Genomic DNA, 12,531 nt, shown 5'->3' with positions numbered 1-12,531 from the left:
ACTTGCAATGCCTTTACATTTCAATTATTAAAACCTTTTTACATAAAAATACTTTTCAAGTAAGATGATTATTTTACTTGAAAAGTATTTAAAGAAATAATAAAATGAGTGCAACAATAACAGCAGCAGATATTAATAAATTACGTCAGGCAACAGGTGCCGGTATGATGGATTGTCGTAAAGCGTTAACAGAAAGCAATGGCGATTTTGAAGCCGCTATTGATTGGTTACGTAAACAAGGGCAAAAAGTAGCAGCTAAACGTAGTGATCGTGAAGCTAAAGAAGGGGTAGTTATCGCAAAAACTACAGCTGATAACAAATCAGGAATTGTTTTGTGTATCAGTTGCGAAACTGATTTTGTAAGTAAAAACGCTGATTTCGTAGCATTTGCACAAAGCATTGCTGATGCAGCAATTACAAACAATGTAGCTAACGTAGAAGCTTTAAATGAAGTAACTATTAATGGTGCAAAAGTAGCCGATATGATTAATGATAAATTAGCAGCTATCGGAGAAAAAATAGAAATACAAAAATTTGAAAGAGTAGACGCTCCTTATGTTGCTAGCTATATACATGGTGCATACCGCATGGGTGTATTAGTAGGTATGAGTGCTGAAGCTGCTGAGGCAGGTAAAGATGTTGCAATGCAAATTGCTGCAATGAATCCTTTAGCGATTGATGAAACATCAATTGACGCAGCCACTATAGCAAGAGAAAGAGAAATCGCTATTGAGCAAATTAAAGCTGAAGGTAAACCGGCTGAAATGGCTGAAAAAATTGCGGTTGGTAAAGTAAATAAGTTTTTAAAAGATAATACTTTATTAGCGCAACCTTTTGTAAAAGATAACGGTAAATCAGTCGCTGAATATTTAAAATCAGTAAATGCTGATTTAAAATTGACTGAATTTAAAAGAGTTGCTTTAGGGTAATTTTTTACAAACAATCCCACCATTTTTGGTGGGATTGTTTTAATATTTATATATTTTTGAAAGTGCTTAAAAAATTATGCACAATATTGAAAATATGTTCAATATTAAAATCCAAACTGATCATATCTCGTATATATGTGTAAATTAAGTTCCTAGCTTGTTTCACATCAAATTCTTTTAACTCAAAATATAATATTGGCAAAATAATTGCCTATCCCCATTCTACATTTAATAATTAATAAAAACCAACCATTATCAAGGCAAAGCAATAAAATCAAACCACGAACGTTTGAAATATTGTAAAAGTCAATTACAACAAAGTTTATATCCCAAAAAGTCATGAAAAAAACATTACCCCAACTATGGGTGCAAATCAGTGCATCCGTAAAAACCACTCTACTTTTATTATCACTCATTACATTTGGCTCAAAAGTAAGTTTTGCACAGTTTGGAGCAAACACTTGTATGGGGGCACAAACCATTAAACTCAATCTTGCTAGTACCAACGTATCATTGTTATCAGGTACGCCTGGTACTGTTGGTGTAAGGTACAAATATAGCAACGCCAACGTAGGTGGTACAATAGCAATTGATGTTATAGCAGAATTAGTTGCATTGCAATATGGTACTGTATATAATAATACTCGGTTTACATTAGAGCCTGATAACATTGGAAATCCGCCAAGTGGCACAGGCTTTGGTGTAGATGGAAACTTTCAGCCGTCATTTATTGGAACAGCAACAACTATTTCAAATCCAAATGGTACTAATGAAAATTTATTCAGTACATGGAAGTTTACATTGGTGCTAAATTCCAATAACAATATCAATGTTTACGCTCCGATAGTAGCTCAAGTAATTGATAACGATGGCGGTGCAGGAAGTGCAACTACTCCTACAATTCAAGAGAGTGTTACTTCAATTACCAACCCTTCTTCAAAAACGTTGTCAAGCACAACCAATCAAACGTTGGTAGGAAATACGTCAACCGGCCCTACTGTAAATCAGGCAGGTATTGGTGTAAGTCCAGATTACACTGCTTATTTTTATTACAATAACGTAAATAATTTTACCCTTAGGTTTAACCATAATATTAGAATTCAAAATGGTACATTCAATGCGCCAACTAGCAATTTTAATCGTTATTCATCAATGCATGTAGGATGTGATTATGCTGGCGATGTTCCTTTTACACTTACAACTATATCAGGTACTGTATTTAATGATGCGAACGGTTTAAATGGTACACCAGCAAATACTGTTGATGGTACAGGAACCAACGTTGGCGGTACTTTATTTGCTACCTTATTTGACAATACTACTGGTAACGTATTATTAACGGTACCAGTTAATGCAGATGGTACTTACTTATTCAATGGTATTACACCGGGTAATAATTACTCAGTTTCAATATCGAATGTAAATGTACCAGTAGGACAAACAACAGCACCTGCTACTACTTTACCAGCAGGTTGGGTAAATACAGGTGAAAACAATAGCACCGCAGCAGGTAATGATGGTACGGTTAACGGTATTTATAATATTGGTGTAGTTAACACTAATACAAGTAATGTAAACTTTGGTATTGAGCAACGCCCTACTGCAGGCGCAGGTACAAACAGTGCTGTAAACCCAGGCGGCACAACGCAAGTAACAGTACCAGCAAATACATTTACGAACACTACAGCAAGTAGTGACCCTACACCGGGTACTGTAACGAGTATCAGAATTACATCATTCCCAACAGGTGCTACTACTATAGTGATTAATGGTACCTCATACACAAGTGCAACCTTCCCAGGTGGCGGTGTAGTAGTACCAACAGATGCAAATGGTAACCCAACACAAACCATTACGGTTGACCCAACAGCTAGTGGTGCAACATCAGTAAGTATACCTTTTGTAGCTATTGATAATGCAGGTGTTGAAAGTAGCAATACAGGAACAGCAGTGTTGAACTTTACTGCTATTGCCATTGGTGGTAATGTATTTAATGATGCTAATGGCTTAAATGGCACACCAGCAAATACAGTTGATGGTACTTTATATACAGCAGCAGGTTTAAACGCTGTGTTGGTAGATAATACAACAGGTTTAGTGGTAGCCACCACACCAGTAACAGGTGGTACATATAACTTTACCAATTTAAACAGTGGTAATTATTCTGTACAAATAACTACAAATACAGCTACTGTAGGTGCAACACCACCAACAGTTGTACCGCCAACAGGCTATGTTAATACGGGTGAAAATAATGGAGCAGGTGCTGGTAGTGATGGTACACCAAATGGTATCATTAATATTGGGGCTGTAAGTACTACACAAAACCAAGTAAACTTTGGAATTGAGCAACGCCCAACGGCAGGTTCAGGTAGTAATACAGTTGGTAACCCAGGCGGTACAACGCAAGTAACAGTACCAGCAAGCACTTTTACTAATATCACAGCAAGTGGAGATATTGCACCGGGTACTGTAACAAGTATCAGAATCACATCATTCCCAACAGGTGCTACTACTATAGTTATTAATGGTACCTCATACACAAGTGCAACCTTCCCAGGTGGTGGTGTAGTAGTACCAACAGATGCTAGTGGTAACCCAACGCAAACGATCACAATAGATCCAGCGGCAAATGGAGCAACCTCAATAAGTATACCTTTTGTTGCGATAGACAATGCAGGTGTAGCAAGTAGCAACACCGGAACAGCGGTAATAAACTTTGTAACACCAACAATTAGTGGTACAGTGTTTAACGATGCGAACGGTTTAAATGGTACACCAGCAAATACTGTTGATGGTACAGGAACAAATGCAGGTGGATTAAATGCGAATTTGATTAATGCATTAGGAAACGTCGTGGCTACAGTGCCAGTAAATGCAGATGGTACTTATAATTTTACGAATGTAAATGCAGGTAACTATACTGTACAAATTAGTACTACAGCAGGTACAGTTGGAAACCCAGCTCCGGCGGTAGTATTACCAGCAGGTTATGTAGCTACGGGTGAAAATATTGGAGCAGGAGCAGGAAGTGATGGTACACCAAACGGTATCAGTGCTACTATTACTGTAAATGCAACAAATATTACTAATGTAAATTTTGGTATTGAGCAACGCCCTACTGCAGGCGCAGGTACAAACAGTGCTGTAAACCCAGGCGGCACAACGCAAGTAACAGTACCAGCAAATACATTTACGAACACTACAGCAAGTAGTGACCCTACACCGGGTACTGTAACGAGTATCAGAATTACATCATTCCCAACAGGTGCTACTACTATAGTGATTAATGGTACCTCATACACAAGTGCAACCTTCCCAGGTGGCGGTGTAGTAGTACCAACAGATGCAAATGGTAACCCAACACAAACCATTACGGTTGACCCAACAGCTAGTGGTGCAACATCAGTAAGTATACCTTTTGTAGCTATTGATAATGCAGGTGTTGAAAGTAGCAATACAGGAACAGCAGTGTTGAACTTTACTGCTATTGCCATTGGTGGTAATGTATTTAATGATGCTAATGGCTTAAATGGCACACCAGCAAATACAGTTGATGGTACTTTATATACAGCAGCAGGTTTAAACGCTGTGTTGGTAGATAATACAACAGGTTTAGTGGTAGCCACCACACCAGTAACAGGTGGTACATATAACTTTACCAATTTAAACAGTGGTAATTATTCTGTACAAATAACTACAAATACAGCTACTGTAGGTGCAACACCACCAACAGTTGTACCGCCAACAGGCTATGTTAATACGGGTGAAAATAATGGAGCAGGTGCTGGTAGTGATGGTACACCAAATGGTATCATTAATATTGGGGCTGTAAGTACTACACAAAACCAAGTAAACTTTGGAATTGAGCAACGCCCAACGGCAGGTTCAGGTAGTAATACAGTTGGTAACCCAGGCGGTACAACGCAAGTAACAGTACCAGCAAGCACTTTTACTAATATCACAGCAAGTGGAGATATTGCACCGGGTACTGTAACAAGTATCAGAATCACATCATTCCCAACAGGTGCTACTACTATAGTTATTAATGGTACCTCATACACAAGTGCAACCTTCCCAGGTGGTGGTGTAGTAGTACCAACAGATGCTAGTGGTAACCCAACGCAAACGATCACAATAGATCCAGCGGCAAATGGAGCAACCTCAATAAGTATACCTTTTGTTGCGATAGACAATGCAGGTGTAGCAAGTAGCAACACCGGAACAGCGGTAATAAACTTTGTAACACCAACAATTAGTGGTACAGTGTTTAACGATGCGAACGGTTTAAATGGTACACCAGCAAATACTGTTGATGGTACAGGAACAAATGCAGGTGGATTAAATGCGAATTTGATTAATGCATTAGGAAACGTCGTGGCTACAGTGCCAGTAAATGCAGATGGTACTTATAATTTTACGAATGTAAATGCAGGTAACTATACTGTACAAATTAATACTACAGCAGGTACAGTTGGAAACCCAGCTCCAGCGGTAGTATTACCAGCAGGATATGTAGCTACGGGTGAAAATATTGGAGCAGGAGCAGGAAGTGATGGTACACCAAACGGTATCAGTGCTACTATTACTGTAAATGCAACAAATATTACTAATGTAAACTTTGGTATTGATCGTACACCAACGTCAAACAACCAAACATATACAATTGCAACGCCAACAGCTAATAGCTTTTTAACATTAAATGGTACAGGTGCTGCAGGTAGTCCTGGTCCGTTAACAGGTTCTGACCCTGAGGATTTACCAACAGCAGGTTCATTAAGTACAAGAACTATTCAAATAACGCAATTAACCAATAATGGTAATGAGTTATGGTACAATGGTGTAAAAATTACTTTAGGTGCAGATGGTATTAATCCACCATCATTAACAAACCCATTCACTATTAGTAACTATAACCCATCGTTATTACAAATCAGGTTTACAGGTATAGGTTCTACAAGCACTTCATTTAACTATCGTTTTGTTGATGCTGCTGGTGTTCCGTCTACAACTGCTGCAACTTATAATGTAAATTGGTTAACTGTTTTACCTGTTAATTTAATTTCTTTCCAAGCTTCAGCAACAGCTCAAGGTCATAACATTAAATGGGTTACAGCTGCAGAAATTAACTTGAGCAGGTACGAGTTAGAGTACAGCTTAAATGGTAATACTTATAAATATATTACTACGGTAGCTGCACGTAATGCAAGTACACAACAAACATACAGTTATTTCCAAGCACCTAATGATGGTGTAGCTACTTATTACTATCGTTTAAAAATTGTTGAGGCAGATGGTTCATTCACTTATAGTAATGTAAGCATCATCAACGAAAAGAGAGCAGTAAAAGTAAGTGTATCACCAAACCCTACAGTTGATGTAGTAAGAGCTACAGGTTTAGTTGCTGGTAACCAAGTAACTGTATTTGATGCAACGGGTAAAAAAGTAGCACAACAATTGGCTACTAATAATACCGCTACTATTTCATTAGTTGGTAAATCAACAGGTATTTATTACTTAATTGTAACTGATAAAAACGGTGAACGTATTGCCGAAGTTTCAGTAATTAAAAAGTAATAATTAAAATATAGCAATAAAAAAGGCGACCAATTGGTCGCCTTTTTTATTAAGATCAAAAAAATTAAACAGTACTTACCCCATAGTCAGCAGCTACTATTTCAAATGTACCGGTTGGTGTAACGCCACATAAATAATGGGTTAGCCTATCAACATAATTATCGAGGTGCGTTATTTGTTGAATGCCATGCTCCACAATAGGATCGAGGGTGGTTACTAGTAAAGTACCGCCGTAGTGGTTGGTTTCCCAAGTAATGATTTCACCTGCTTCATTTTTTTGAATGATGCTAGCATGAGCTGGTACTTTGGTATAAGCACCATGTGTATGCCAACAAGCATGCCTAGGTAGCAAGCCTTTGTATAATGGGTGATTATAATCAGTATCAGATACAGGTGGATTATTTAGGTTGGTTACCCACCAATAATTATTTACGGGTCTATCTTCCCACTGTGCTTCTAGCCAATTAGCAGTGCTATCACCTTCAACAAAAACTTTTTTACCAGCTTGTAAAAAATTATAAATTAATTGTTGGTGTTCATGCAAAGCTTCGTGGTTACTTTGAAAAGGTATGCATAGTGCATCTAAGCCATCTAATTTATCAGCCGATAAATCATGAATATAAATGAGCTCATAAATATCTTTATACTTAGGGGCTTTTGCAAAACTATAATGGCTCCAAACGCCATTAAAAATCAGTCCGATTTTAGGCATGTTGTAAATTTTTTATGGTGGTTAATTTGTTGATGAAGTTTTTATACAATTTATCAATACTGTTACATTCATTGTATGGTTTGTTGATATCGCCTAACGGGCCACTAGCAGTTAAAAACATAATTCCATTGGTAGTTACATCATCAACCACAATAATAGGGCGTTGCCATGTATCTTCTAACACAACATGAGCACCGGCTGCCGCATCAATATAGCCACAGGCCCAATAACCACTCATGCCATTTGAAAAAATAAATTCATTTACATCGAGGTCATTAAAAAGTTGATATGGGTCATCTTTTACAAAGTACCGTACATCAATGGTTTTTTTGCTAATATCCATACGCCACTGATTGCCCGGCACCCAATTGGTAAACCAGCCATCACAACAAATAAGGGCTTTGCCGCTATTTAAAAAAGTTTGTACATCATCTTTAATAGTTAGCATGGCTACATTATCGCAACCATTGGGCACCACCAATACATCATACGCTTGTAAATTGGGTTGAAAGTTTTTGGTGACCTTATAAAAATGATATTGAATAACCGTATTAGATTGATAATAACCTTCTATACCAAAAATATTGTTTGATATTACTAATGCTTGTAACATAAAATTATTTTACAGTTTGTGTTGCTTTTAATGCTAAAGTTTGAGCGTCTAAAAAACGGGCAAAAAATGAATCGCAATACAAACAAATATTTTGCAAAGCTTCGGTTTCTGCTTTTGCGGTATTTTCATCAATACCAATGGCAGCGCCCATTTTCCAAGGTTCGCCTTCATTCAATGCTTGAAAAACTTCCATTTTACTAACCCTTGTAATAACATCACTTACCTTTTCAACCCGAGCATCGCCTAAAGGAAATTTAGTACCAGGACAACAAGGATTTATTTTCCATAACTGAATTGAAATTTCCATTGGCAAATCGGTGCCACCTAAAAACCCTTTCGCACCTGATAATATTTTACAAAAATTATGATTCGGATTTTTGAGCCAAATATTTTTTTCCATTGCACGACCTCTTGCCCAGTTACCACCCAACCACATTTCTTCAGATGCACCCCAATACCCAAATGTTAGTTTATTAGTTTGTAAGTAGGTTTCTTTTTCAATAAGTGGTGTAGCATTTTCATCAGTAAAACCTCTTGAAAAGAGCAATTCTTTCAGTACATCTAACCGAGCACCAGCTTTTTTGTGATAACGGTCAATGCTGGCAATATCAATTCTGGTAACTCCTTTTGCAACCAAAGTATCTAAAATATCGCCAGTTAGTAAATCGCCATTGGTTTGTAGCATTATTTGTGTGGCGCCTTTATACTTTAATTGCAGTTTATCTAAAATATTAAAGAGTAATTTTTTTTCTGCCAACGGTTCGCCACCAGAGAGTATTAATCGATCAATTTTTTCTGGTAAATTATCTACAATAGCCATACACTCTTCTTCTGAAAGTCTTGCTCCTTGTGGCCCAGAGCTATTGTAGCAATGGTCGCATTGGTCGTTACAGAGCTGTGTAAACACCCAATAAACGCTTTCGTAATGATTGAAATTATTCATAATTAATTATTTGATGGTTCTTATGGTGATGATGTGTAGTGATGGTAATGGTTGCTTTTGGTTGCTATTATGGTTTGTAATATTTAGTAGTATCGGTCGTTTTTGAACAATAATACTATGCTTAAAACCACTATTTACGAGATAATGTAGGTATTCGTTCGGTTCGCAAATGCCATTCATACAGCCTGTTAGTTCGTTAATAACATTGTTAAGGCTGCTATTACTTGTATTTGATTGAACAATATCAGCAAAACAACATACAGCACCGGGTTGAGCAACACGGTATACTTCGTTGAAAAACGCTTGTTTATTGGGCAGTAAACTTATTACACCATTGCTAGTAATTGCATCAAAAAAATTAGCATCGCAAGGAATTTGCTCAATGTCAGCATTTATTAACGTTGCATTATTAATGTGATGTTGTGCAATGATAGCATTACCGTAAGCTACCAATTCGTTCGATAAATCATAACCGGTTACTGAGCCATCTGTACCAACTTGACTTTGCATAATACAAACATCGAGCCCTGCACCACAACCCAAATCGGCTACTTTTTTGTTTTGTATATCGCCTAAAAATGTGAAGGGTAAGCCGCCACTTAAGCCCAAATTTAACGCATCAATATAACCTGTAAATGTTGGGTATAGGTGTTTTAAATCATCAAAAATGGCATGACAAACATTGCTGCGTTGCAAAGCTGCTCCCTTTTGAGTAGCTGTGCTTGCTATAACATTGTAGGCTTGGGCAATATCGTTTTTTGTTGCTAACATTTAAAAATTCCAATTATAATCTATAATGTTGATACGGTAATTTTTGTACAAACTATCATTAAGGTATTTGTTTTCAAAATCATTTTTATACCAATTAAAGATGGCATTACATGTTATAGTTTGATGTTCATCATCTATTAAAAAATTATCAGTAACAAATTGTGTGGTTACTGTTTGCAATTGCTGTTGAATAGTATTAGCTTGATACACATGTATACTAGGGCATGATAAACCGCCGCAGTTTAATGCAAAATGTATTTGATAATTAAATTGATGCACTTGTAAAGCAAGAAATGCTGCATCGTTATCAAAATGAACATCTTTATTTTTACGAAGTATGCCATGCTCAATAGCATCTAGCGATAATTCATATTGATCAAATTGGAGGAAGTAACCATCAAAAAAATGAAGGTCTTCTCTCATATGAACTTTTAATTGTAATTGAATTATAAAAAAAATAGTTACGCCATTATAAATATTGATCCAAAAAGCTAATTTTTGGTCATCACTCTTTAACTCCGTTAATGGTTGTGAAGCCCAATATTGTTGCCATTTATTCAATACAGCCATATCAACATTGTTACCGGTTACATACAATGTTTTTTGTTGAAGCATTTCGTTTATGAAAGCTTCGCTGGCTATTTGTATATTTTTATATGGTGTTGCTGGTGTTAGCATGATACATTTTTCCAAAAGGCCATTTCGTTTTTTGCGCCTGTGATATCATCATCAATAAATGCTTGTTGGTTAGCATATATTTTTAAATGGCCATTGTTCATATACCCAATATCGTTGGCAACCAATAATGCTTCCTTTACATCATGCGTTACAAAAATAGAAGCCATGTTATAATTGCTGGTAATTTCTTTAAAAAGCAATTGCATTTCGGCTCTTGTATGGGTATCAAGGTTACCAAAAGGCTCATCTAACAACAACAATGGTGGGTTTATAATGAGCGCCCTTCCAAAATTAACTCGTTGTTTTTGTCCGCCAGATAGTTGATGCGGCATTTTTTGAGCATGTGCTGCTAAACTCAATTGGGTTAACAATGCCGTTACTTTTTGTTGTACTTGAGTGTTGTTTTCTTTTCTTATTCTTAACCCAAAAGCAATATTTTCAAACACATTTAAATGCGGAAACAGCAATGCTTCTTGGCTCATATAAACAATGTTTCTTAAATGTGGTGGCGTAGTATTGATGTTGTTATTTTGTAAAATAATTTCACCAACTTGTATAGGAATAATACCAGCAATAATTTTTAATAAAGTGGTTTTACCGCAACCAGATTTACCCAATATACCCAATGTAGTATTGGCTTGTAATTGCAAGTTTACATGTTGCAACACAGGTTCGTTATTATATTGATGTTGTATATTTTGAAGCGTTAAAAACATTTAATTAATTTTTGAAAAAACAAATCTTTTATTCACCCATAGTAAAATAATAACAGGCAACACAATCACACAGCTACCTAATGCTGCGTAATAAATATTGGCTTCATTAATATATTGAAAAACTTTGATAGTTAAAGTGGGTACTTTACCTACGCCAATAAATGAGGTTACACCATAATCAAACCAGCTCAATAAAAATACCTGAAAAAAACAAATTAAGAGTGTAGGTTTTGCAATGGGTAATAACACTTTAAAAAAGGTATTTTTAAAATTAGCCCCCAATGTATAACTGGTTTGTTCAATAGCCATAATTTGGTTACTCCAAAAACTCGACAGTAGCAAAATACTATATGGTATAGCAATAAATAATTGTGCTAAAATTACACCTACTAAAGTACCAGCTATATCAACATAAATAAAATAAAAGTGAAATGTGGCCGCAAATACAACTGGCGATAACGCAATTGGGAAGTAGCAACAAAATAACCACTGTTTATGATACTTGCTATTGGCAATGGCCCTGCTGCTTAAAAAACCAATAACAGTTGCCAACAAAGCAACAATACTTGCTATTAAAATGGATGTTAAAAATGATGTACCCATTCCTTCTGTTGTAGCAAATAAAGTTGAATATTTTTTGAATGTAATGCCTGCAGGTAATAATGATGGGTAGGTATAATTTGTTGACAATGATATCATCAAAATGTATACAATGGGTAATATACAGAGTGTGCTAGCTATAAAAATTTTTATTGATTTCATACTAGCTCGTTTGTTTTTTTAGTTTAAAAAAAACACCCATCACCAACATAATTAATATACAATACAATACAGCAATACAGTAGCCCTGTGGCATATCAGCTATATTAAAGCGTTGTAATTTTTTTACAATAAGTACTGTTATCATTTGTGGTTGTTGTTGGCCTAACAACAAAGGAATTTCATAAGAGCCTAACACAAATACAAAGTAGAGCAAAATGGTAGCGGCTCCTTTTTTTATTAAATTAGGATAGTATATTTTGTAAGTAACCTGCCTTGGAGTGGCTCCTAAAGTATGAGCAACATGGCCTAACGATTGTAAATTTTCGGCAACAAATAAATTTGAAAAATAGATGGTAAAAAAAGGAATGGCCATTAATGCATGGGTGGCAATAATACCAATACCCCAAGTATCATTTACCCAATCAGGAAACTGTTGTAAGTTATTAATGATGCCTAATTTAAAAGCAATGGCTGATAACAAACCCGTTTTGCCAAATAGTTGAAATGAAATAAATGCCGCAACAATAGCAGGTATGGCTAATGGTAAGTATAAAACAAAGGCATTTTTATGCTGGGTTACTTGCTGGTGAAAAGTAATTACGTTTGGCAATACCACTAGCAACGAAATAGCAATTGCCATTATAGCGATGTAAAAACTAAATAAAAAAGCACTGAGTACCTCATTACTTTGTAAGGTATTTACAATAACCTTTAAGTTGATTGCTTGAGCAAATACACCAACTGCTCCAATGCTATATAAAATGGCATATACCAACCCTGCCAAAAAAGGTAGTAGTACAAATAATACCAGCAGTATTATCCCTAGTTTG

At 36.0% G+C, this 12,531-nt stretch carries 10 protein-coding genes; 2 read left to right on the top strand and 8 right to left on the bottom strand.

The features are described from left to right. Positions 1-104: 104 nt before the first annotated feature. Positions 105-929 (top strand): translation elongation factor Ts, encoded by an 825-nt coding sequence (gene tsf, locus ACFOWM_RS08420; RefSeq protein WP_379708805.1) that lies wholly within the window; start codon positions 105-107, stop codon positions 927-929. Between the two features lie 339 nt (positions 930-1,268). After that, positions 1,269-6,506: a T9SS type A sorting domain-containing protein gene (locus ACFOWM_RS08415; protein WP_379708803.1), complete on the top strand. Its 5,238-nt coding sequence runs from the start codon at positions 1,269-1,271 to the stop codon at positions 6,504-6,506. Between the two features lie 64 nt (positions 6,507-6,570). Here ACFOWM_RS08415 and ACFOWM_RS08410 read toward each other — a convergent pair whose 3' ends face one another. From ACFOWM_RS08410 to ACFOWM_RS08375, 8 genes are read right to left on the bottom strand one after another with little or no spacing between them, the layout of a single operon-like run. After that, positions 6,571-7,218, bottom strand: a complete 648-nt coding sequence (locus ACFOWM_RS08410; RefSeq protein ID WP_379708801.1) for a hypothetical protein — start codon at positions 7,216-7,218, stop codon at positions 6,571-6,573. Further along, positions 7,211-7,831, bottom strand: coding sequence for a hypothetical protein (locus tag ACFOWM_RS08405; protein ID WP_379708799.1), 621 nt, complete (start codon positions 7,829-7,831; stop codon positions 7,211-7,213). The genes ACFOWM_RS08410 and ACFOWM_RS08405 overlap by 8 nt, the downstream gene beginning before the upstream one ends. 4 nt (positions 7,832-7,835) lie before the next feature. Next, positions 7,836-8,774 (bottom strand): radical SAM protein, encoded by a 939-nt coding sequence (locus ACFOWM_RS08400; RefSeq protein WP_379708797.1) that lies wholly within the window; start codon positions 8,772-8,774, stop codon positions 7,836-7,838. 6 nt (positions 8,775-8,780) lie between these two features. After that, positions 8,781-9,545, bottom strand: coding sequence for a methyltransferase domain-containing protein (locus ACFOWM_RS08395; protein WP_379708795.1), 765 nt, complete (start codon positions 9,543-9,545; stop codon positions 8,781-8,783). After that, positions 9,546-10,223, bottom strand: coding sequence for a DUF547 domain-containing protein (locus ACFOWM_RS08390; RefSeq protein ID WP_379708793.1), 678 nt, complete (start codon positions 10,221-10,223; stop codon positions 9,546-9,548). After that, positions 10,217-10,939: an ABC transporter ATP-binding protein gene (locus ACFOWM_RS08385; RefSeq protein WP_379708791.1), complete on the bottom strand. Its 723-nt coding sequence runs from the start codon at positions 10,937-10,939 to the stop codon at positions 10,217-10,219. Before ACFOWM_RS08385 ends, ACFOWM_RS08390 begins: the two co-directional genes overlap by 7 nt. Continuing rightward, positions 10,940-11,701 carry an ABC transporter permease gene (locus tag ACFOWM_RS08380; RefSeq protein WP_379708789.1) on the bottom strand — a complete coding sequence of 254 codons (762 nt, stop codon included), beginning with the start codon at positions 11,699-11,701 and terminating at the stop codon, positions 10,940-10,942. Between the two features lies 1 nt (position 11,702). Next, positions 11,703-12,485: an ABC transporter permease subunit gene (locus tag ACFOWM_RS08375; RefSeq protein ID WP_379708787.1), complete on the bottom strand. Its 783-nt coding sequence runs from the start codon at positions 12,483-12,485 to the stop codon at positions 11,703-11,705. Positions 12,486-12,531 lie beyond the last annotated feature (46 nt).

This window comes from Ferruginibacter yonginensis, from assembly GCF_042651465.1.
Classification (GTDB): domain Bacteria; phylum Bacteroidota; class Bacteroidia; order Chitinophagales; family Chitinophagaceae; genus Ferruginibacter; species Ferruginibacter yonginensis.
Note: the sequence above shows the minus strand (reverse complement) of the source record. Positions and strands in the feature narration are given on the sequence as shown.